The 21632-nt window shown below is 63.3% G+C and carries 18 protein-coding genes and 1 pseudogene; 9 read left to right on the top strand and 10 right to left on the bottom strand.

From position 1 onward, the window contains the following. Positions 1-16: 16 nt before the first annotated feature. A pseudogene (locus FW796_RS05130) lies at positions 17-649 on the bottom strand (PAS domain-containing protein); the annotation flags it as partial. 310 nt (positions 650-959) lie between these two features. On the opposite strand from FW796_RS05130, the gene FW796_RS05125 reads away from it, so the two are divergent. Further along, complete coding sequence (locus FW796_RS05125; RefSeq protein ID WP_346633768.1) at positions 960-1454, top strand: RidA family protein; 495 nt, start codon at positions 960-962, stop codon at positions 1452-1454. 24 nt (positions 1455-1478) lie between these two features. Here FW796_RS05125 and FW796_RS05120 read toward each other — a convergent pair whose 3' ends face one another. After that, the gene (locus FW796_RS05120) at positions 1479-1811 is read right to left on the bottom strand and encodes a DUF2790 domain-containing protein (protein WP_346633767.1); all 333 of its coding nucleotides are present in this window, start codon (positions 1809-1811) and stop codon (positions 1479-1481) included. Positions 1812-2141: 330 nt separating this feature from the next. Between FW796_RS05120 and FW796_RS05115 the strand changes: the two genes are divergently transcribed. After that, a complete protein-coding gene (locus FW796_RS05115) occupies positions 2142-3470 on the top strand; it encodes an OprD family porin (RefSeq protein WP_446439104.1) in 1329 nt (442 codons plus the stop codon). 176 nt (positions 3471-3646) lie between these two features. After that, complete coding sequence (locus FW796_RS05110) at positions 3647-3865, top strand: hypothetical protein (RefSeq protein ID WP_346633765.1); 219 nt, start codon at positions 3647-3649, stop codon at positions 3863-3865. 742 nt (positions 3866-4607) lie between these two features. On the opposite strand, the gene FW796_RS05105 is transcribed toward FW796_RS05110, so the two are convergent. From FW796_RS05105 to FW796_RS05095, 3 genes are all read right to left on the bottom strand, one after another. Then, on the bottom strand, positions 4608-7745 hold the full coding sequence (locus FW796_RS05105) for a CusA/CzcA family heavy metal efflux RND transporter (RefSeq protein ID WP_346633764.1): 3138 nt from the start codon (positions 7743-7745) through the stop codon (positions 4608-4610). Positions 7746-7771: 26 nt separating this feature from the next. Next, a complete protein-coding gene (locus tag FW796_RS05100) occupies positions 7772-8956 on the bottom strand; it encodes an efflux RND transporter periplasmic adaptor subunit (RefSeq protein ID WP_404937666.1) in 1185 nt (394 codons plus the stop codon). Between the two features lie 197 nt (positions 8957-9153). Next, a complete protein-coding gene (locus FW796_RS05095) occupies positions 9154-10404 on the bottom strand; it encodes a TolC family protein (protein WP_446439103.1) in 1251 nt (416 codons plus the stop codon). Positions 10405-10436: 32 nt separating this feature from the next. On the opposite strand from FW796_RS05095, the gene FW796_RS05090 reads away from it, so the two are divergent. Together FW796_RS05090 and FW796_RS05085 are read left to right on the top strand one after the other, a co-directional pair. Then, positions 10437-10517, top strand: a complete 81-nt coding sequence (locus tag FW796_RS05090; RefSeq protein ID WP_430962725.1) for a helix-turn-helix domain-containing protein — start codon at positions 10437-10439, stop codon at positions 10515-10517. Between the two features lie 272 nt (positions 10518-10789). Next, positions 10790-11464, top strand: a complete 675-nt coding sequence (locus FW796_RS05085) for a heavy metal response regulator transcription factor (protein WP_123724863.1) — start codon at positions 10790-10792, stop codon at positions 11462-11464. A gap of 66 nt (positions 11465-11530) precedes the next feature. Here FW796_RS05085 and FW796_RS05080 read toward each other — a convergent pair whose 3' ends face one another. Next, positions 11531-12427 carry a cation diffusion facilitator family transporter gene (locus FW796_RS05080; protein WP_346633761.1) on the bottom strand — a complete coding sequence of 299 codons (897 nt, stop codon included), beginning with the start codon at positions 12425-12427 and terminating at the stop codon, positions 11531-11533. 339 nt (positions 12428-12766) lie between these two features. On the opposite strand from FW796_RS05080, the gene FW796_RS05075 reads away from it, so the two are divergent. Beyond that, the gene (locus FW796_RS05075; RefSeq protein WP_346633760.1) at positions 12767-13183 is read left to right on the top strand and encodes a lysozyme inhibitor LprI family protein; all 417 of its coding nucleotides are present in this window, start codon (positions 12767-12769) and stop codon (positions 13181-13183) included. Between the two features lie 220 nt (positions 13184-13403). Here FW796_RS05075 and FW796_RS05070 read toward each other — a convergent pair whose 3' ends face one another. Both FW796_RS05070 and FW796_RS05065 read right to left on the bottom strand, forming a co-directional pair. Next, a complete protein-coding gene (locus tag FW796_RS05070) occupies positions 13404-13922 on the bottom strand; it encodes a hypothetical protein (RefSeq protein ID WP_404937669.1) in 519 nt (172 codons plus the stop codon). A 180-nt stretch (positions 13923-14102) separates the two neighbouring features. Further along, a complete protein-coding gene (locus FW796_RS05065; RefSeq protein WP_404937670.1) occupies positions 14103-15422 on the bottom strand; it encodes an MFS transporter in 1320 nt (439 codons plus the stop codon). A gap of 176 nt (positions 15423-15598) precedes the next feature. On the opposite strand from FW796_RS05065, the gene panB reads away from it, so the two are divergent. After that, positions 15599-16426: a 3-methyl-2-oxobutanoate hydroxymethyltransferase gene (gene panB / locus FW796_RS05060; RefSeq protein ID WP_404937671.1), complete on the top strand. Its 828-nt coding sequence runs from the start codon at positions 15599-15601 to the stop codon at positions 16424-16426. Here the strand turns inward: panB and FW796_RS05055 are convergent. Together FW796_RS05055 and FW796_RS05050 are read right to left on the bottom strand one after the other, a co-directional pair. Continuing rightward, complete coding sequence (locus FW796_RS05055; RefSeq protein ID WP_446439102.1) at positions 16414-17802, bottom strand: aminotransferase-like domain-containing protein; 1389 nt, start codon at positions 17800-17802, stop codon at positions 16414-16416. The genes panB and FW796_RS05055 overlap by 13 nt on opposite strands. Before the next feature lie 4 nt (positions 17803-17806). Beyond that, positions 17807-18040: a helix-hairpin-helix domain-containing protein gene (locus FW796_RS05050; protein ID WP_346633755.1), complete on the bottom strand. Its 234-nt coding sequence runs from the start codon at positions 18038-18040 to the stop codon at positions 17807-17809. 114 nt (positions 18041-18154) lie between these two features. Between FW796_RS05050 and FW796_RS05045 the strand changes: the two genes are divergently transcribed. Both FW796_RS05045 and FW796_RS05040 read left to right on the top strand, forming a co-directional pair. Next, positions 18155-19573 (top strand): short-chain fatty acid transporter, encoded by a 1419-nt coding sequence (locus tag FW796_RS05045; protein WP_346633754.1) that lies wholly within the window; start codon positions 18155-18157, stop codon positions 19571-19573. Between the two features lie 195 nt (positions 19574-19768). Then, on the top strand, positions 19769-21469 hold the full coding sequence (locus FW796_RS05040; protein ID WP_346633753.1) for an acid phosphatase: 1701 nt from the start codon (positions 19769-19771) through the stop codon (positions 21467-21469). The last annotated feature ends 163 nt before the right edge of the window (positions 21470-21632 follow it).

The following is a 21632-nucleotide window of genomic DNA, read 5'->3' as shown; positions in this document are numbered from 1 at the left end:
CTTTGTAGAGCTTGTTGTTGGCATCCAGCACCGGGTTGTAGGAGGCCTCCAGCCAGACCACGCGACCATGGGCATCGATCCGCTTGAAGCGTTCAGCGATGAACTCCCCGGCATTCAGACGTCTCCAGAACGCCTGGTAGGCCGCGCTGTTGTACTCCTCCGGCTCACAGAACATGCGGTGATGCTTGCCCTTGATCTGCGCCAGGCTGTAACCCATGCCGACCAGGAAACGGTCATTGGCGGTCAGCACATGGCCATTGAGGTCGAACTCGATCAGCGCGGTGGAACGCATCAGCGCGCCGATCAGGTTCTCGTGCTCGCGGGAGGCTTCGATGGTGCGGGTCAGGTCGCTGGAAAAGATCGCGAAGTACTTGATCCGTCCCTCGGAGTCACGAATCGGCTGGGAAATGGAGCGCAGCCAGGCTTCCTCACCGTTGCCCCGCAGCAAGCGCACCGCCCCGGCAAAATGCTCGCCCCGTGCCAGGGTCGCCTTGAAGCGTTGATGGAACTCGTCGTGCTTGACGTGATCCGGAACGATGTCCTCCAGGGCACGGCCCACCAGATCACCCCCCTTGTAGAGCATTTCCTGGGCGAAGTTGTGGTTGACCGATTGAATCCGTCCATCGGCGCTCAAATTGATCACGAGCATCTCGCTTTCAAGACTTTCCTTCACTTGCTGAAGGCTCGAGAGTTCTTCACGAAGCGCCGACAGCTCTTGCTTCAAGCGTTTATTGAACATGAGGATGCACCGGGGGCGGGGGACTGAAAAAATAGGCTGCTTTGGGCCTAACATCGGCCCTGAAAGAATTTTCTTAATAGCAACTGCGACTTGTCCGACAAAAAAACTTCAACGGCAGGCAAAGCCCGTCGATACGGGGCTTTCACCGAAGATTCATCGCCGCGTTGGAGCGCGTATAGTCGGCTTCGGGAAATTCCACGGCGATCGACGGAGTTGGACTATGGATGCAACACGCAAGACACTTTTCCAGCAGGCGGCAGCCCGGATCGGGCACAGTTTCGAAGGCGAGATGCGCATTGGCGGCAACTATGTACCGGCGGTGCGCAATGGTGATGAGGTCTATGTCAGCGGGCAGATCCCGCGCATCGAAAACACCGTGATGGTGGTCGGCCGGGTTGGCGCCGAGACCTCCCTGGAACAGGCCCGGCACGGGGCACAGATCTGTACCCTGCGAGCTCTGGCGATCCTGGAACAGATGCTGGGCGACCTGCAGCGGATCAAGCGCATTCTGCGAATCAACGTCTATGTGCAGAGCGCTGCGGATTTCACCCAGCAGAGCGAAGTGGCAGATGGCGCCTCAGAGATCCTGTATTCGGTCTTTGCCGAGGCCGGCGTGCACACACGCACTTCGCTGGGGGTCTATCAATTGCCGAAAAACGCCTCGGTGGAAGTCGACATGATCGTTGCCCTGCACCCCGAGCCGGGCGACGCCTGAGGGCACGGCATCAAGGGCCCAGAGTCAGCTGCCGTTGTTACGGCACTGACCCACGACCTGATATTCGAGGGTCTTGAGCTGGCCGGCGGAGTCTTCATAGGTCATGCGTGAGGGCACCACCTCGCAGGACTTGATCGGAGGCGTCACGTTGACCACCCTGGCGATATCCAGCGCCATACCATAGCGGTAGTTCTGCACCACCGGGGCCGGTTTGCCCTGGCTCGCGGCATAGCGCTCCATGGCCTTCTGGTTCTCCACCATGGCGCGGGTAAAGGTGCGATCACCGCCGCCCTCGGCCAGAGCCAGGGAAGAAATGGACAGCAGCAGCGCGGCGATACTCAAGTTGAAAGGCTTCATGACAGTTTCCTCGTCCAGTTGACACCAGCGAGGATAAGGAACCGACCCTGTCAGAATGATCGCGGGCACATTACTTATCTGTAATGCCCCTTCAGGCAACCTCGTCCCTCATCGCCAGAGCCCCTGTTCATAGGGGATTCAGAGGCTTTTGCCGACCGCTATCACGGCGCTTTCTTGCACAATTGTAATCACCGGGTCACCCCGCCGTTATCGACTGTTTGCAACTATCGACCGCGACTTTCATGGCGTTTCTGCGCCTGTCAGTCCCCCCAATAAGAACGCCTCTGGCGATATAAAAGTTGATAGCTGCCAACACTCAGGAGCGACCCCATGCGAATCAATCCCCCTCTGTCCCTGTCCGTGCTTGCCGCGGTACTGGGGCTGTGTCCCGTGGCGGCGGTAGCCGCCGAGGAACAGCCCGAAGGCTTTGTCGAAGGCAGCCGCCTCGACCTGCTGCTGCGCAACTTCTACTTCAACCGCGATGATCGCAAAGGCCAGTCCAGCCCCACCGGCAACGGCTACTCCGAAGCTTGGGCCCAGGGCCTGATCGGCAAGTTCGAGTCAGGCTTCACCCAGGGCACTGTCGGATTCGGCATCGATGCCTTCGCCATGTACGGCCTCAAGCTGGATTCCGGCACCGGTCGCAGCGGTGGCGGTGGCTCCTTCGGCATGCTGCCGGTGAACCACGACAACGAGCCCGCCGACGGCTACGGCAAGGCCGGGGGCGCGGTAAAACTGCGAGCCCTGGATACCACGCTGAAAGTGGGCGACGTGTTCCCCAAGACGCCGGTGGTGCACTACGGCGACTCGCGCCTGCTGCCGGAAAGCTTTCGCGGGGTGACCCTGGAGAACACCAGCATCGACGGCCTGGATTTGCAGGGCGGACGCCTGCACGCCATGAGTCAGCCCGACAGCAGTGGCATGCGCGATGGCTTCGCCACCTTCTACGCGGGCAAGGTGGATTCGCCCTGGGTCGGCTACTTCGGTGGCGACTACAAGCTCAACTCCAACCTCGGTTTCAGCCTCTACAGCAGCCGCCTGAAAGACGCCTGGGATCAGTACTACCTTGGCGTCACGGGCAATTACCCGCTGTCCGACGAGTTGAGCCTGTTCAGCGGCTTCAACTATTACAAGGCCGTGGATGAGGGCAAGAAACTGTTGGGCGAGTTCGACAACAACATCTGGAGCGCCAAGGTCGGCGCCACCTACGGCGCCCACACCCTGGCCCTGTCGCACCAGCGCAACAACGGCAACGACGACTTCGATTATCTGCGCCAGTCGGACTCGATCTTCCTCGACAACTCGATCCAGTACAGCGACTTCAACTCGCCCAAGGAGCGCTCGTGGATGGTCCGCTACGACCTGGACATGCAGACCCTGGGCATCCCCGGCCTGTCGTTCATGACCCGCTACGGGCGCGGCAGCGGCGCCGACTACAGCAACGCCAACTCGGTATATATGCGCCGCGACGCGGCGGGTGATCCGCTGACCGATCAACGTCGCTGGGAGCGGGACATCGAAGCCAAGTACGTGTTCCAGGGCGGCACACTCAAGGACCTGTCCCTGCGTATCCGCCAGGCGACCATCCGCTCCAGCCAGTTCGAGTCCGACCTGGAAGAGTTCCGACTGATCGTCGAGTACCCCCTGGCCCTGCTCTGAAGTACCTGGCCGGGCAGGTTGACGCCTGCCCGGTGTTAAAACTTCTTCACAGACTCATGGCTTTCAGAACTGTAATATCGGCCTCACCTTCTCGTTAGGTTGGTCTCCATATACTCCCGAACACACTCGAATCCGCCGTGATTCCCCCGGCCGGCGAGCTTGTCAGGAGAAGCACCATGGGTCCCACCCGACTGTTGTTGATCGGCCTTCTGGCCACTACCAGCTCCGCCATCTGGGCTGCTGATGGCAGCGAACGCCCACAGCAGGCCCGCCAAACCTTCCTGGCCAGCCAGGAACAGATTCACGGCGACGCCAACCAGGAAACAGCCGCCGCTGACACCGGCACTCCCCCTTGCGACGCTTGCGCATCCGCTGCGGCCGAGGAAGATATTTAACGGCGATTGCCTACCGAGCACATTCATCTCTTGAAGCGTTTTTTTGATGCTCCTTTGGAAAGAGATGAATTTTTAGCGTCCCGCATGGGGCGCTTTTTTTTGCCTGCCCATTGAGCAGCGTCCTGCAGGAACTGACTTGCCGGCGCAGACATCCTCAAGAACGCCTTCGCCGGCAAGCCGGCTCCTACAGAAATTGACGCGATGTGCCTGTCCTCCGTAGGAGCTGGCTTGCCAGCGAGGACACCCTCAAGATCGCCTTCGCCGGCAAGCCGGCTCCTACAGAAATTGACGCGATGTACCTGCCCTCCGTAGGAGCTGGCTTGCCAGCGAGGACACCCTCAAGATCGCCTTCGCCGGCAAGCTGGCTCCTACGAGAATTGACGCGATGTGCCTGCCCTCCGTAGGAGCTGGCTTGCCAGCGAGGACATCCTCAAGAACGCCTTCGCCGGCAAGCCGGCTCCTACAGAAATTGACGCGATGTGCCTGCCCTCCGTAGGAGCTGGCTTGCCAGCGAGGACACCCTCAAGATCGCCTTCGCCGGCAAGCCGGCTCCTGCAGGAAGTGACGCGATGTGCCTGCCCTCCGTAGGAGCTGGCTTGCCAGCGAGGACACCCTCAAGATCGCCTTCGCCGGCAAGCCGGCTCCTACAGGAATTGACGCGATGTGCCTGCCCTCCGTAGGAGCTGGCTTGCCAGCGAAGACGCCCGCAAGAGCACCTTCGCCAACAGTCCAGCTAAAGGGGCTAGTCCTCTTCCTTGCGATGCGCCCATTGATACAGCGCCGGCAAGACCAGAAGAGTGAGGATGGTGGAGGACAGGATGCCGCCAATCACCACGGTAGCCAGGGGCCGTTGCACTTCAGCGCCGGTGCCGGTGGCCAGGGCCATGGGGATAAAGCCCAGGGACGCCACCAGGGCGGTCATCAGCACCGGGCGCAAGCGGGTCAGGGCACCTTCATGAATAGCCATGGACAGGGAACGCCCCTCCTCCCGCAGGTTGCGGATGAAGGCAATCATCACCAGGCCATTGAGCACCGCCACCCCCGACAAGGCGATAAACCCCACCCCCGCCGAGATCGACAGCGGAATGTCCCGCAGCCACAGGGCCATGATCCCGCCGGTCAGGGCAAAGGGGATGCCGGTGAAGACCAACAGGCCGTCCTTGAGGTTGTTGAACATCATGAACAACAACCCGAACACCAGCAGCAGTGCCACCGGCACCACCACTTGCAAACGCTGGGACGCTTCCTGCAATTGCTCGAACTGGCCGCCCCAAGTGGTCCAGTACCCCGCAGGGACCTTGACCTTCTCGCCGATCAACGCCGTGGCTTCCTCGACGAAGGAACCGATATCGCGCCCGCGCACGTTGGCGCTGACGATCACCAGGCGCTTGCCATTCTCGCGGCTGACCTGATTGGGACCCAACACCAGATCGAGACTGGCCACTTCCGACAGGGCGATAAAGCCGATCTGCCCATTGCCACTGCCCGCCGTCGCCGGGATCGGGATCAACAGCCGCGACAGGCCGTCAATGTCAGTACGCAACTGGTCGGACAGGCGCACCACCATATCGAAACGGCGGTCGCCTTCGTACAAGGTGCCGGCCTGGCGCCCGCCCACGGCCACCGCAATGGTGTCTTGCACATCGCCCACGTTCAGGCCGAAGCGCGCCGCCTTGTCGCGGTCGATATTGATGGTCAGTACCGGCAGGCCGGAGGTCTGTTCGACCTTGACTTCCGAGGCACCGGACAACCCCTGCAGGGCCGTGGCGATTTCATTGGCGGTCTTGTTCAGCACGTTCATGTCGTCCCCGAAAACCTTGACCGCCACATCGCTGCGCACCCCGGAAATCAGCTCGTTGAAACGCAACTGGATCGGCTGCGACAGTTCATAGGCGCTGCCCGGCACCAAGGCGCTGGCGCGCTGGATATCGGCAATCAGCGCCTCCCGTGACTTGCCCGGGTCCGGCCATTGCGCCTTGGGCTTGAGCATCACGTAACTGTCGGAAATATTCGGCGGCATCGGGTCCGAGGCAATCTCCGCGGTGCCGGTGCGGGCAAACACCCGCTCGATCTCCGGCACCTGCGCCAGCAGGGTTTTCTCCAGGCGCTGCTGCATGTCCACCGATTGCGTGAGGCTGGTGCCGGGCACCCGCAGAGCCTGTTGGGCGAAGTCGCCTTCGCTGAGGCTGGGAATGAATTCACTGCCCATGCGGCTGGCCAGCAGACCGCTGCCCAACAGGATCGCCACGGCCAGGGCGAAGGTCGGCGCACGATGGCCCATGACCCAATCGAGCACCGGCGCGTAGCCGCGCTTGGCGCTGCGCATCAGCAGGTTTTCCTCTTCCTTGACCTTGCCGGTGACGAACAGCGCAATGGCCGCCGGGACGAAGGTCACCGAGAGGATCATCGCCCCCAGCAGAGCCATGACCACGGTGAAGGCCATGGGATGGAACATCTTCCCGGCCACCCCGGTGAGGGCGAAGATCGGCAGGTACACCACCATGATGATCAACTGACCGAAGATCAGCGCACGCCGGGCCTCCTTGGCTGCGGCGAAGACTTCATGCAGGCGTTCGGAGCGGGTCAGCATGCGGCCGTGGTGCTGCTGGGCATGGGCCAGGCGGCGGATGGCGTTCTCCACAATCACCACCGCGCCGTCGACGATGATGCCGAAGTCCAGGGCGCCGAGGCTCATCAGGTTGGCACTGACCTTATTGCTGAACATGCCGGTAAAGGTGAACAGCATCGACAGTGGAATCACCAGTGCGGTGATCAATGCGGCGCGGATGTTGCCCAGGAACAGGAACAGAATCACGATCACCAGCAACGCGCCTTCGAAGAGGTTCTTCTTCACCGTGGCGATGGCTTTTTCCACCAGGTTGGTGCGGTCGTACACCGTGACTGCCACCACCCCTTCAGGCAGCGAGCGGTTGATCTCTTCGAGCTTTTTCGCCACGGCCTGGGACACGCTGCGGCTGTTCTCGCCAATCAGCATGAACACCGTCCCCAGCACCACTTCCCGGCCGTTCTCGGTGGCCGCGCCGGTACGCAATTCGCGACCGATCTGCACCTGGGCGACATTGCGCACGCGGATCGGCGTGCCGTCGCTGCTGCTGATGACGATGTTGGCGATGTCCTCGATGGACGCCAGTTGCCCTGGCGCACGGATCAGCAACTGCTCGCCGCTGCGCTCGATATAGCCGGCGCCGACGTTGGCGTTGTTGCGCTCCAGGGCCGTCACCAGATCATTGAGGGTCAGCTTGTAGGCCGCCAGGCGCTTGGGGTCCGGAGCGATCTGGTACTCCTTGGCGAAGCCGCCGATGGTGTTGATCTCCGCCACGCCCTGAACGTTGCGCAGTTGCGGCTTGATGATCCAGTCCTGAATCACCCGCAAGTCGGTGGGGGTGTAGGGGGTGCCATCTTCCTTGCGGGCACCGTCCTCGGCCTCCACGGTCCAGAGGAAGATTTCCCCCAGCCCGGTGGAGATCGGCCCCATCACGGCCTCCACGCCTTCGGGCAGTTGCTCCCGAGCCACTTGCAAGCGCTCGTTGACCAATTGCCGGGCGAAGAACAGGTCGGTGCCGTCCTTGAAGATCACCGTCACCTGGGACAGTCCCGAGCGCGACAGCGAGCGGGTCTGCTGCAACCCCGGCAAGCCGGCCATGGCGGTCTCGATGGGAAAGGTGATGCGCTGCTCGGTTTCCAGGGGCGAGAACCCTGGCGCTGCGGAGTTGATCTGCACCTGGACGTTGGTGATGTCGGGGACCGCGTCGATCGGCAGTTTCTGGTAGCTGGCGATGCCGACCCCGGCCATCAACAGCACCGCCAGGAGGACGATGATGCGCTGCTCGATGGCGAATTGAATGATGCGCTCAAACATGGGAAATCACTCTGTGCTGTGACCGATCAATGGCCATGGTCGGCCGAGCCTTTGCCCAGCTCGGACTTGAGGGTGAAGCTGCCACGGGTGGCGACCTGGGCACCGGCGGCCAGGCCTTCGCGGATTTCGACGAAACCGTCTTGAGTGGCTCCGGTGACCACCGGCGTGGCCTGGAAGCCCTCGGCTACCCGGACAAACACCGAAGGCCGGTCTTCCAGGGTCTGGATCGCCGTCTGCGGCACGCTGACCGGTGCTTCGAAGGCTTCAGTGGCCACTTGCACCGAGACGAACAGTCCCGGGCGCCAGGCGTCATCAGGGTTGGCCAGGGTCACCCGCACGGTGGCGGTCCGGGTCTGCTCCCCCAGCAGGCTGCCGACGTAGGCCACCTTGCCCTGGACCTGGGTCCCCAGCTCACTGGAGCTGACATTCACCGCCTGGCCGACCCGGACTTTGTCCAGGTCCTTGGGGAATACCCCGAAGGTGGCCCAGACCCGGGACAGATCCGAAAGGGTGAAAGCGGCGCTGGTTTCACCCACCACTTCGCCGACGCTGAGGTGTTTCTCCACCACCACGCCATCGAATGGCGCGCGCATTTCATAGCGATTGCCTCCCACCAACTGCGCACTGCCACTCAAGGCACTCATCTTCTGCCGGGCGTTGTTGAGGGCGATTTCCGCTTCTTGCAGGGTCTGGCGCGCCAACAGGTAATCCTGCTCGGCGGAGATCTGGTCGACCCACAACTGGCGTTCGCGCTCGAAGGTAGTGCGGGCCAGCTCCACCCGCCGCCCGGCAGCCGCCAGTTCGCTGCGCTGGTCGGACACCTGCTGGCTGGCAATGACCGCCAGCAGTTCGCCACGCTTGACCGCCTGACCGAGATTGACCTGCACCGACTCCACCACGCCGGCAGCCCGGGGCACGATGTGGGAGGTGCGATCCTCGTCAAAGCGGATTTCCCCCGGCAGGCTGAGCAGGCGGTTGAGGCGCCGGGGCCCGGCCTCGACCAGTTCGATACCGGCCGCCTGGATCTGCTCGGGGCTGAGCTCCAGATGCCCTTCAGGTTCTTCCTCGCCATGCCCGGCCGGCTCTGCCACTGCAGGTGCCTGGGTGCGGGCGGGGGTCGGGGTAGCGAACAGGTCCGGCAGCAGCAAGGCCGCCGCTCCCAGGCCGACCACCGCTGAAATGGCCATGACAAGGCTGCGTTTTTTATCCATGGGTGCTCCTGACAATCGATGTTCGGCAGCGCGAAAAGCGCCTTACGAGGTAGGCGGAAAGAAAAATGCGTCGAGAGCCCGGTGCCATTCATGGACACACCAGTGCCGGGGCGGCTCATCCGGCGGCGCCAGTGGTGCACCGCTGCAATCGCTGACCAGCAGGGCGGCCAGGCACGCGAGGCCCCTCAACCAGGCTTTCACCAACGGCTGAGGTCGCCGTAGATGCGTTCGATCCGCACCCAGGCCTCGGTGGTTTGCGCCACGGCGGCAAGGTACTGGCTGCGGGCGCCGATCAAAGTGCGCTGGGCATCCAGTACTTCGAGGAAGCTGAACTTGCCCATCTCGAAGCCTCGGGTGGCACTGTCCACCGCGCGTTGGGCCGCGGGCAGGATGGTCTGGTTGAACGACTGCACCTCGCCCCTGGCAGTGCTCCATTGCTCCAGGGCCTGGCGGGTTTCGGTGCGCAGACGCAGCTCGGTGGCGTTGCGCAGGTCCCGGGCCTGATCGGCGCGACGGGCGGCGGACAGCACATTGCCCTGGTTGCGGTTGAACAGCGGCAGCGGCATCGACAGCCCCACCAGGTTCACCCGTTCACGGGCGGTGGCGTCGTACTGACTGCCAACGCTGACGTCGAGGTCGGGAATGCGCTGGGCTTTTTCCAGGCCCAGAGACGCCTCGCGCTGGACAATCTCCTGCTCCGCCAGACGCAGTTCTGCGGTCTCCTGCAACCGATTCAGCAATTGCGCCGAAGCCGGCAAAGTCGCCACCGACAGCGAAGGCTCCTGCACGGCGGCAAAGTCCGTGGTGGCTGCGCCCGTGACCCGGGCCAACTGCCGATAGGCATTGTCCTGCTCCATCTGGCCACGATTGAGCTCCAGGCGAACTTCCGCCAACTGCACCTGGGCCCGGGTAGCCTCCACCGGCGAGGCCTTGCCGGCCTTGACCCGGCCCTGGGCCACCGTGACACCACGCTCGGCCAGGGCCAGGGAACGCCCGGCCAGTTGCGTGCGCTCCTGGGCCCGCAGGGCGGCGTAGAAAGCCTCCAGGACATCGGCCCGCAGTTGGTTGCCCCGTCGTTCCAGCTCCAGGGCCGCCAGCGCCTGTCCGCGGCTGGCCACCTCCACCCGCGCTCCGCGCTTGCCTCCCAGTTCCAGCGCCTGGCTGAGTTTGACCGAGGTGGTGCGCGTATCCCTGCGGGTGTCCTCGGCATCCACCGACAGCACCGGATTGGGCATCAGCCCAGCCTGTTGGCGAGCGCCCTGGGCGATTTCGATCTCCCAGCGCGCGGCGGCCAGTTCAGGGTTGTTGGCAAAGGCATTGGCCAGAGCGTTGTCGAGGCTCAGCGAGGCGGGCTCGGCCGCACTCGGGGACTGCGCCAGCAGCGCCAGCAGCAGCGCCGCGGAGCAGCGCCAGGCGGCCCGGGGAAGTGTTCTCGGGAAAGTCGGCATAACAGGTTCCGGCCCCTACAGAGGCAAAGTTTCTGCGAAAGTGCGGCGGAACATATCGGTGGTTATTCAACAGAGCCCTGGCCGATATGAAACTGCAACATTCCGCCCATTGACAGGGAGAGTTTCAATATCGACCAAGGGTAACTTTCGCTGCTTATCAGCAGGGTGGCGCAAAGATTACAAATCCGTTAGTAAAGGCTCTGGCTCAATGTTCTGTATTAATATTCCGCCATCCAAAGACAGTGCCAGACACACTTTCAAAGCGCCCAGCACAAAGTTAAAGGCGCCTCAAGCCGTCTGTATAAAAGTGCACTTTCAAATTATTACCCCAGTCATTTACAGCAACTTCCCTTTATTGCCGCTTATCGCCGAGAACCTCATCAGCATGCGTATCCTGGTTATCGAAGACGAACTCAAAACTGCCGACTACCTGCATCAGGGACTGACTGAAAGTGGTTATGTGGTGGATTGCGCCAATACCGGCGCGGATGGCCTGCACCTGACCCGCCAGCACGCCTACGATCTGGTGATCCTGGACGTCAACCTGCCGCAGATCGACGGCTGGGGGGTGCTGTGCCAGATCCGCGAGGACAGCAACACCCGAGTGATGATGCTCACGGCCCAGGGACGGCTGGCGGACAAGATCCGCGGGCTGGACCTGGGGGCCGATGATTACCTGGTCAAGCCGTTCGAGTTTCCCGAATTGCTGGCCCGGGTCCGCACCCTGATGCGCCGCAGCGAACAGGCACCAGTGCCCGACGTACTCAGGGTGGCCGACCTGGAACTGGACCAAGGGCGGCACCGGGCCTTTCGCGGCAAACAACGCATCGACCTGACCACCAAGGAGTTCGCCCTGCTGCACCTGCTGATGCGTCAGAGCGGGGTAGTGCTGTCCCGGACCCAGATCATCTCTTTTGTCTGGGACATGAACTTCGATTGCGACACCAACGTGGTGGAAGTCTCGATCCGCCGCTTGCGCGCGAAGATCGACGACCCTTTCGAGCGCAAACTGATCCACACCCTGCGGGGCGTGGGCTACGTACTCGAAGAGCGTGACTGAGCCGCGCACCAGCCCCACCGCCCCGTAGGAGCCGGCTTGCCAGCGAAGAGGCCGGCAAGGCCACCTTCAATGCTCATCCACCTGCTGATGAAACCCCGCCTGCTCCACCTGCAGGGTGACGTGGGCGATCTCGAACCGCTCCTGCAGCAACTCGGTGACCCGGGCCAGGACCTCCTGTTCATCCCGGCCCTGCAACTGCGCCACCAGATGGGCACTGAGCACGTTCTTGCCACTGGTCAGGGCCCAGATATGCAAGTCATGCACATCGCTGACCCCGGGCACCTCGCGAATGCCCTGCTCCACCTGCTCGATATCGATCCCGTCCGGCACACCTTGCAGCAGCACGTTCATGCTCTCCTTGAGCAGGGTCCAGGTCCGTGGCAGTACCCAGAAGCCAATCGCCGCCGCCACCACGGAATCGACCCAGCCCCAGCCGGTGAACAGAATCACCAAGGCGGCGATGATTACCCCCAGCGAGCCAAGCATGTCGCTCCACACCTCCAGGTACGCGCCCTTGACGTTGAGGCTCTCGCTGCTGGCCGAGGCCAGCAGGCGCATGGAGATCAGGTTGACGATCAACCCCAGGATCGCGATCACCAACATCCCGATGGACTGGATCTGCGCCGGTGCCTGCACCCGTTGCCAGGCTTCGAACAGGATGTAGAACGCCACCACGAACAACAGCAAGGCATTGAATGCGGCGGCCAGGATTTCGAAACGGGCATAACCGAACGTGCGCTTGCGGTCCGCCGGGCGCTTGGCAACCTGGATCGCCACCAGGGAAATCGCCAGCGCCAGGGCGTCGGTCATCATGTGGGCGGCATCCGACAACAGCGCCAGGCTGCCGGTGACAAAAGCGCCAATGACCTCGGCAATCATGAAACTGCCGGTCAGGCCCAGGGCCATCCACAACTTGCGTTCATGCCCGGCTCGCACCTGGCCGTGACTGTGTCCTGCACCCATGGAACATCCTCCCGTGGCTTAAACAAGCGTCGGCCTGATGATAGTTCGATTGCCCGCCGCACCTGCACTGGATAACCCCATTGTCATGCTGCCGTTAGCGGGCGGTTATCTGCAGCCAGGCATCGTTAGCCGGGCAGCGAATGCGCCAAAAGCAGGCAAACACCCGCCGATTGCCGTCGGCGCCCTGTTCAGCGCCCCGACCCAAGGCCCTAAGCCGGGCCTCCGGTTCGGCGATGGTCGCCATTACCACGGCCGCGCAAGGGGCGTACGCGTACGCCCCTTCTGCATCGGCAACAGCTCTGTAGAATGCCTGCTCCATTCTCAGCGCAAGGGACCGACATGCCTCATCAGCCATGGATCTTTGGCCTTGTCATCGCCGTACTCGCCAGTACCGCTGGCTGGGCGCCTGCCCGAGCCGCTGCGCTGGACTGCGAGCACATCAGCGTCAGCGAACAGGTCGATCGCTGCGCCCAGCAGGACAAGGATCGCGCCGACGCTGCGCTCAACCAGAGCTATCAGGCGCTGCTGGTGCGGGTTCACAACCTGTATCCCAGCAGCCTGCTGCAAGAACAGGAATACCTCGGCAAATTGAAGAATGCCCAACGTGCCTGGATCAAATTCCGCGACAGCACCTGCGTGCTGGAGGCTTTCGAAGTGGAACCGGGCAAGCCGGCCCACGTCACCCTGATCAACCTCTGCGTGACCCGCCTGAGCAACGAACGCACCCGCTACCTGGACCAACTGCTGCCCCAGTAACCGCCCCACTTGCCCTATAGCAGCTGGCTTGCCAGCGAAGGTGTCCATGAGGGCGATGTGGGGCTTGAAGGACTTCGCCGGCAAGCCGGCTCCTACGGAAGAAAGGTGTACGGCCGCCTGTTGTAGGAGCTGGCTTGCCAGCGAAAGCGCCCCTGAGAGCGATGCAAGGCTTGAGGGCCTCTTCGCCGGCAAGCCGGCTCCTACGGGGCGGGGAAGCTCATCAGCGTTCCGTTCGCCGGGAGAACGGGCGGGGGCGGTAGGTGTGCAGCAGCAGGCAGGCCAGACTGACGAGCCAGGTAAAGCACAGCATGCCCAGGGAAGACTCGCGCCCGCGTAGGCGTTCCTGGCACTGCTCGGCGTTGATGCACTGGGCGGTGCACCACGGTTGATCGTCGCGACTGCAACTGAGCAGGTAACCCCGCAGGTGACTCAGTACCAGGGTCTGCCCTGTCAGTTGCGTGAGCGGCACCTGGAGTTGACTGAGGTCGCGACTCAGACGTAAACGCTGGCGCTCCCCAGTGTCGAGTTGTTCCACCAGCAGCGCCCCCGTCTCCACCGCCAGCACTCGGGCACTGAGGCTGTCGGGACTGGCGCCCTCCAGGCCGTAGTCCACCAGGTTGCAGGTCCAGGCCTCGATCAGGGCAAAAACCAGCCCCAGCACAAAGCTCACCAGCGCCACTTGCAACAGTGGCTCCAGGGTGGAGAAATTTCGCAAGGAACACAGCGTCGAACGAATCAAGACAGCTCCCGGAAACCCAAGCGCAGGCCGCGCATTCCGGGAGAGTAGCGGGAAAAAACCTTGGGGCTGAAGGCGAATTTTCAGCCCGATTGCTTCCTGGATTCAGAGGTTGAATGGCAAGGGCTCTAGCTCGCTGTTTCGCACAATCGCAATCCTCTGAAGAAAATTCAGCGAAGCTGATCAGTAGCAACCATCACTGTGCGCTGATGCGTGCCGAGCCCCACCCACGCGCCCACCAAAGTAGCCGGCACTGGCCGCCCCCACCGCCCCCATCACCGCGCAATAGATCACGCAGATCCATGGGCTCCAGGGCATCAGGGCAATCAGCAACAACGGCGTGGTGCTGGCCCAGAGGGCATAGGCGATGTTGTAGGTGAAGGAAATGCCCGAGACGCGAATCCGCGGCGGAAACAGGCTGACCATCACCGAGGGCACCGCCCCCACCACCCCGCAGCCCAGGCCGGCGATGGCGTAGGCCAGGCCGATCCACTCGCCGCCGCTGATCAGACAGCCATAGAGCACGGCAATGCCCAGGGGCAGCAGCAGGCTGTAGAGCATCACCGTGCGCCAGGCGCCGAGGCGGTCGACGATCAGCCCAGCCAGGATGCAGCCGATGTTGAGGAAAACGATGCCCAGGCTGCTCAGGGCAAAGGTATGGCTGGCGCTCATGCCGAAGCTCTTCTGCATCATGGTCGGGGTGATGACCACGAACACCACCACCGCCGAGGTCAGCACGCAGGTGAGGATCAGCGCCGGCAGGATCGCCAGCCGGTGCTCCCGCAGCACGGTCCGCAGGGGCAATTCGCCGGCGCTGTCGCGTTGGTTCTGCAGGGCCATGAACACCGGGGTTTCACTCAGCCAACGGCGCAGCCAAACGCCGATCACCCCAAACACCCCACCCAGCAGGAAGGGGTAGCGCCAGGCATGATCGAGGATTTCCTCGGGGCTGAAGACCCGCGCCAGCAGGGTCGCTGTCAGCGCGCCCAGCAGGTAGCCGAAGGTCAGGCCGGCCTGGAGGAAGCCCAGGGCATAACCGCGATGGGCCCGGGGCGCGTGCTCGGCGACGAACACCCAGGCGCTGGGCACTTCACCCCCCACCGCGGCGCCTTGCAGCACGCGCAGGGCCAACAGCAGCAAGGGCGCGAAGTAACCGATCTGGGCATAGGTGGGCATGATGCCGATCAGCAGGCAAGGCAGCGCCATCATCAGGATGCTCAGGCTGAAGACCTTCTTGCGCCCCAGCCGGTCGGCGAAGTGGGCCATGAGAATGCCCCCCAACGGCCGGGCCAGATAGCCGGTGACAAAGATCCCGAAGCTTTGCAGCAGGCGCAGCCATTCAGGCATTTCTGGAGGAAAGAACAGCTGACTCAGGGTCAGGGCGAAAAATACGAAGATGATGAAGTCGTAGATTTCCAGGGCACCGCCCAGGGCGGCCAGGCCCAGGGTCTTGTAGTCGGAGCGGGAAAAGCGCGCCGGCGACGATTCTGTGGAGGGGGTCATAAAGGCAACTCGGGTGGCAGTCCAAAGCGAAGGCGCCATGGTCTACGCAAAAGATCCGGTGAACAACCCGTTGCGGGGCCTGGGTCGGTTTTCCGCGGTTCTCTGTGTATTGAATGCCCGGGCGCCGAGCCAATAATCGAGCACTTTCCAACCCCAGCAGAACCAGGAAAGTCGTCATGAGCATGCATACCCGCACCCGCCGCCTGAGCGTCCCGCAACTGGTGGCCATGAAAGGCCGGCAGAAGATCGTCTCCCTCACCGCCTACACCAGCCACATGGCACGGCTGATGGACCCTTACGTGGACTTCATCCTGATCGGCGATTCCACGGCCATGGTCGGCTACGGTCGCACTTCGACCCTGGACATGAGCCTGACGGAAATCATCGCCCACACCCGCGCCGTAGTCGCCGGCAGCCGTCTGGCCTGCGTGATCGCCGACATGCCCTTCGGCAGTTACCAGGAATCTGCGCAACAGGCCTACCGCAACTGCGCCGAGGTCATGGCGCGCACCGGCTGCGACGCACTCAAGCTGGAGGGCGGCAAGGCCCTGGCGCCGACCGTGGAATTCCTGGTGCAACGCGGGATTCCGGTGATGGCGCATATCGGCCTGATGCCGCAATACGTCAATCAGATGGGCGGCTTCAAGGCCCAAGGACTCGATGACGAGGCGGCTCGCAAGATCGAGGCGGATGCCCGCGCTCACTTGGACGCCGGCGCTTTCAGTCTGTTGCTGGAGGGGATCGCGGAACCCCTGGCGCGGCGCATCAGCGAGTTTTCGTCGATGCCCACCATTGGCATCGGCGCCTCACCGGCCTGCGATGGCCAGGTGCTGGTAACCGAGGACCTGCTGGGGCTCGGGGGGCCGCAAGTGCCCCGTTTCGTCAAGCAATACGCCGATGCCGGCGCCCTGATCGGCCAGGCCTGCGAACGCTTCGCGGCGGAAGTTCGGGACGGTGTCTTCCCCGAGGCGCGGCACTGCTATGGGGTGGCTCAGGACGCCTGATCCAGTGCCTGGGCCAACTGGCCCAGGGCTCCGGCGATGTCCTTGCTCCAATCCAGGGTGTAGCTCAGGCGCAAGTGATGCTGCCACAGGCCTTGCTGGCTGAAGATGGTTCCCGGGGCGATCACGATGCCCTGGGCCAGCAGTTGTTCGTACACCCGGGTCATTGCCACAGGCCGGCGTGCTTCGACCCACAAGGTGGCACCGCCGGCCGGGATCGGCGCGAACAATTGCGCCCCGGCCTGCTCCGCCAGCAACTGGCGCAACTGGTGCATGCGCTGTTGCAGCATGCCCCGCAGCTTGTGCAGGTGCTGGTCGATGCGCCCGGAGCTGAACAGACGGGCCACGGCTTTCTGGCGGATCGGTGAAAGCCGGAAGGAGCGCTCGAGAAACTGCCGATGCAGCTGCGGGCCCAGGCTACGATTCAACACATAACTGAAGGGCGCTTCGGCCCCTATGGCCTTGTCCAGGCTGGCAAACACCAGCAGGCGCTCGGGATCGGCGAAATCCCGATAACGGGCAGCCTCGGGGACAAAGCTGAATTCACCATAGTTGTCGTTCTCCAGCAGCCAGATCCCCCGTTCGGCAAACCAGCGACACAGCTGCTGTTTGTCAGCGGCGGGCATCAGGCTGCCGTGGGGGATGTTCACCGTCGAGGAGAGCACGGCCAGGCGCACCGGCTCGTGCTTGAGCAACACCTGCACCTGTTGCAAGTCGAAGCAGCCGGCGGCATTGAGCGGCAGTTCGATGATCCGCAGGCGCGCGGCCCGCAGTTGCCGCAGCACCGCCCAGGAACAGGGAGACTCCACCAGGGCCACGCCGCCGCCCAGGTCCAGCGCCTGCAAGGACAACTCCAGCACACTGCGCATATCCGCCCCTAGAAACACCTGGTCGGCCTGCCAGTAATCGCAGGTGGAGCGGGTGTAGCGCCGGGCCAGCTCGCTGCGCAGTTCCTGCTCGCCCAAGGGCTGGTACAGCGGCGCCTGGGTTCGCGGGTACTGGCGCGCCAGTTCGCGCTCGGTCATCAGCAACGGTTGCTCCAGGGACAGCAGCATTGCCGGTGCGTCGCTGCACAGTGCCAGGCGCCCAGGCTGGCGGGCATGGGCATAGAGGTCGTCAAGCAAGGCGGGGCCGGCCACGGGCAGAAGTGCGCCGGCCTTCACCCGGGTGAAGTAACCCTGGCGCGGACGCGAGCAAATGCGCCCCTCGTCCTCAAGCAGGGCGTAGGCGTATTTGGTGGTGGACAGGGAAACCTTCAAGCGCAGCGCCAACTCCCGCAAGGACGGCAGGCGCTGCTCCTGATCGCTGGCAACGCTGTCGAGCCACTGCAACAGGTAGCGATACACCGCCTGATAGGCGAAGGGCTGATCGCGGCTCACGCCTTCAGTTGCCCTTGGCCATGGCGATGGCGGCCTGGATCGCGGCGCGGGCCTGGGGGCTGTTTTTCCAGCAGCTGGACCCCACCAGGGCCGAAGCCTGGGTAACGATATCCAGGGCATCGGCGGCGGCCAGCTGGCTCAGGGAAATGATCCCCAATTGCTCCAGGCGACCCACCACGGTAGGCCCGACACCCTTGACCTTGAGCAGTGCGGCGCGTTCTTCAGGGGAAAATGACATCGACGTTCAGTCCTTTGCAGTCCGTGGCAATTGCCGCATTCTTGCACAGTTCTCGGCCGCCTCTGCCTGGGGCGGCCGACCTCCTGATAAACATAAGAAATCCGAGGTATTTCCGTGGCCGCTGATATTCAAGATAGCCGCTCCGCCCGCTTTGCCCTGCGCTGTTCGAACTGGGCCGAACGCTGGTTCCCCGACTCCTGGGTGTTCGCCGCACTGGCGGTGATCATCGTAGCCCTGGCCACCCTGGCCATGGGCGCCAGGCCCACCGATGCCGCCATGGCCTTCGGTGACGGCTTCTGGAGCCTGATTCCCTTCACCATGCAGATGGCCTTCGTGGTCATCGGCGGTTATGTGGTGGCCAGTTCGCCGCCGGCGGTGAAGCTGATCGACAAGCTGGCACGCATTCCCAAGAACGGCCGTTCGGCAGTGGCCTGGGTGGCGCTGATTTCCATGGTCGCGTCCCTGCTCAACTGGGGCCTGTCCCTGGTGTTCGGCGGCCTGCTGGTACGGGCCCTGGCCCGGCGCACCGAACTGCGCATGGACTACCGCGCGGCCGGTGCGGCCGCCTACCTGGGCCTGGGCGCTGTCTGGGCCCTGGGCCTGTCGTCCTCGGCCGCACAGTTGCAGGCCAACCCCGGCAGCCTGCCGCCATCGATCCTGGCCATCACCGGGGTGATTCCCTTCACCCAGACCATCTTTCTCTGGCAGTCGGGGGTGATGCTGCTGGCCTTGATCGTCGTCTCGCTGATCGTCGCCTACGCCACAGCTCCGGGGCCAAACAGTGCCCGCGATGCCCAGGCCTGTGGCGTCGACCCGAGCTTCAGCATGCCCAAGCCTCAGCCCCGTACCCGTCCCGGCGAGTGGCTGGAGTACAGCCCGTTGCTGACCATTCTCCTGGCGCTGCTGGCCGCCGGCTGGCTGTATCACGAGTTCGCCACCAAACCGGCGATCACCGCGATCTCCGGGCTCAACACCTACAACTTCCTGTTCCTGATGGCCGGCGCCCTGTTGCACTGGCGGCCCCGCAGCTTCCTCGATGCAGTGGCCCGCGCGGTGCCCACCACCACCGGGGTGCTGATCCAGTTCCCGTTGTACGGCTCCATTGCCGCGCTGATGACGGTGGTCAAGGGTGTGGACGGCCAGACCCTGGCCCACCACATCTCGACCTTCTTCGTGCAGATCGCCTCCCACGACACCTACGCCCTGCTGATGGGCCTGTACTCGGCGGTGCTGGGCTTCTTCATTCCGTCGGGCGGCGGCAAGTGGATCATCGAGGCGCCCTATGTGATGCAGGTGGCCAATGACCTGCAATACCACCTGGGTTGGGCAGTGCAGATCTACAACGCTGCCGAGGCCTTGCCGAACCTGATCAACCCCTTCTACATGCTGCCGTTGCTGGGAGTGCTGGGCTTGAAGGCCCGGGACCTGATCGGTTTCTCCTTCGTCCAGTTGCTGGTGCACACCCCCCTGGTGCTGGCCCTGCTCTGGGCCCTGGGCACCACCTTGGCCTACTTGCCGCCCGTGATTCCCTGAGGGCACCCCGAGCCCGCTCCGTCGTAGCGGAGCGGGCCTGTGGATAAGTCTTTGTCGACACGGATTTCAGACTTTTCACCGCTCATCGCAGTGGACTCTTGAAGCATTCCTGTAGTCTTTGCGTCATATTCGGTTGTTACCGTGCGACCGAAATAGTTTGTAACGAATTTTCAGATCGACGTGCAAGGAGCCGACATGAGCGACGATACCGACCAGCGCGACACCGCCGAAACCAACACCGACCACCCCACCGACACCAGCCGCCGCCGCTTCCTTGGCGGCGTTGCCGTTCTTGGGGTCGGCGCCACCCTGAGCGCTTGCAGCAAATCCGGCGAACCCGCAGGCCAACCGGATGAGCGCCCGCTGTCCCCCACTGAGCTGGACAAGGCGCTGCGTGATCAGGTCAAGAACGTGGTGGTGCTGTTCGCCGAGAACCGCAGCTTCAACAACCTGTTCGCCAACTTCCCCGGCGTGGAAAAACCGCTATCGGCCCTCAAGCCCGAAGCGTTCCAGCAACGGGACCGCGATGGCAGCCTACTGTCGAAACTGCCACCGATCTGGGGTGGCATTCTCCAGGTTGGCCCACAAACCCTGGATGGCATTACCTACCCGGTGGAAACCCAGTTCCAGGAAAACCTGCCCAATGCGCCGTTCGCCCTCAAGGGCCCGAGCGGCGAGGACCTGCCTCTGGGCCTGGTGACCCGCGACCTGTGGCACGTGTTCTACCAGAACCAGATGCAGATCAACGGTGGCAAGAACGATGGCTTCGTGGCCTGGGCCGACTCCGGCGCCCTGACCATGGGCCACTACGCCCAGACCCGTTACTCCCTGCGTCTGTGGGATGTGGCGCGGGAGTTCGTGCTCTGTGACAACTTCTTCCAGGGAGCTTTCGGTGGCTCGTTCCTCAACCACCAGTACCTGATCAGCGCCAAGGTGCCGTTCTACCCCGATGCCGCCAACTCGGTGGCCAAGTCGCAGATCGCCACCTTGCAGGGCGACGACCCCAAGGGCACTCGCCTCAAGCCCCTGGACAAATCCCCGGCCAGTGCCATGGAAGGTGCGCCACAGTTCGGCCCCAGCGCCCTGACCCCGGACGGTTACGCGGTCAATACCATGGCCCCGCCCTACTGGCCGACCTGGATCCGCGATCCGGAGCGCCCGGACTACGCCAAGCCCGACCTGCCCAGCGTGCTGGTGCCACAAACCCACGAGCACATCGGCGACAAGCTGTCGAAGAAGAACGTCGACTGGGCCTGGTACGGCGGCGCCTGGCAGGCGACCCTGGAGCAGTTCAAGGATTCCGGCGGGATTCCCAAGATCCCCAACTTCCAGTACCACCACCAGCCGTTCAACTACTTCGTGCGCCAGGGGCCGGAGAATCCAGCCGAACGTGCCAAGCGCCTGCGCGACGGCGGCCTGGGGGACGAGTCGAGCACCAACAAGTTCTTCGCCGACGCCGAGGCCGGCAAGCTGCCGGCGGTGACCTTCTACAAACCCCAGGGCAACCTCAACCTGCACGCCGGTTATGCCGACGTGGCCGCCGGCGACCGGCATATCGACCGGGCGCTGAAAGTGCTGCGCGAGAGCCCGCAATGGAAAAACATGGTGGTGATCGTCACCGTCGACGAAAACGGCGGTTGGTGGGACCACGTGGCGCCGCCCCAGGGCGATCGCTGGGGCCCGGGCACGCGGATTCCAGCCCTGGTGGTGTCACCGTTCGCTCGCAAGGGCACGGTGGATCACACGGTGTATGACACCGCCTCGATCCTGCGGCTGATCACCCGGGTATTCCAACTGGAGACCCTGGACGGCATCAAGGAGCGTGATGACGCCATGCTTGCCCGGGGCCAGAAACCCATGGGCGACCTGACCAACGCCCTGCACTTCAAAGTCTGACCCCGGCGGGGCCCGCAACGGGCCCGCCAACCACCGCAGAACCGAAGCTCAAGACCCGCTTCGGCGCTGCGGCACCGGCGCCAATGATAGCCATCTAATATCACGCACTTTACCCATCCACCCGACGGGTAATATCCTGCGCGCCACTTATTTGTTTCATCAG

The sequence above is a fragment of the Pseudomonas sp. 910_21 genome (assembly GCF_052850735.1).
This window is presented reverse-complemented; position numbering and strand designations above follow the sequence as displayed.

What these genes read in the sequence shown, in the direction of transcription:
- FW796_RS05125 (WP_346633768.1), top strand. Translation starts at nt 960, where the DNA reads ATGGATGCAACACGCAAGACACTTTTCCAGCAGGCGGCAGCCCGGATC.
- FW796_RS05120 (WP_346633767.1), bottom strand. Translation starts at nt 1,811, where the DNA reads ATGAAGCCTTTCAACTTGAGTATCGCCGCGCTGCTGCTGTCCATTTCT.
- FW796_RS05115 (WP_446439104.1), top strand. Translation starts at nt 2,142, where the DNA reads ATGCGAATCAATCCCCCTCTGTCCCTGTCCGTGCTTGCCGCGGTACTG.
- FW796_RS05110 (WP_346633765.1), top strand. Translation starts at nt 3,647, where the DNA reads ATGGGTCCCACCCGACTGTTGTTGATCGGCCTTCTGGCCACTACCAGC.
- FW796_RS05105 (WP_346633764.1), bottom strand. Translation starts at nt 7,745, where the DNA reads ATGTTTGAGCGCATCATTCAATTCGCCATCGAGCAGCGCATCATCGTC.
- FW796_RS05100 (WP_404937666.1), bottom strand. Translation starts at nt 8,956, where the DNA reads ATGGATAAAAAACGCAGCCTTGTCATGGCCATTTCAGCGGTGGTCGGC.
- FW796_RS05095 (WP_446439103.1), bottom strand. Translation starts at nt 10,404, where the DNA reads ATGCCGACTTTCCCGAGAACACTTCCCCGGGCCGCCTGGCGCTGCTCC.
- FW796_RS05085 (WP_123724863.1), top strand. Translation starts at nt 10,790, where the DNA reads ATGCGTATCCTGGTTATCGAAGACGAACTCAAAACTGCCGACTACCTG.
- FW796_RS05080 (WP_346633761.1), bottom strand. Translation starts at nt 12,427, where the DNA reads ATGGGTGCAGGACACAGTCACGGCCAGGTGCGAGCCGGGCATGAACGC.
- FW796_RS05075 (WP_346633760.1), top strand. Translation starts at nt 12,767, where the DNA reads ATGCCTCATCAGCCATGGATCTTTGGCCTTGTCATCGCCGTACTCGCC.
- FW796_RS05065 (WP_404937670.1), bottom strand. Translation starts at nt 15,422, where the DNA reads ATGACCCCCTCCACAGAATCGTCGCCGGCGCGCTTTTCCCGCTCCGAC.
- panB (WP_404937671.1), top strand. Translation starts at nt 15,599, where the DNA reads ATGAGCATGCATACCCGCACCCGCCGCCTGAGCGTCCCGCAACTGGTG.
- FW796_RS05050 (WP_346633755.1), bottom strand. Translation starts at nt 18,040, where the DNA reads ATGTCATTTTCCCCTGAAGAACGCGCCGCACTGCTCAAGGTCAAGGGT.
- FW796_RS05040 (WP_346633753.1), top strand. Translation starts at nt 19,769, where the DNA reads ATGAGCGACGATACCGACCAGCGCGACACCGCCGAAACCAACACCGAC.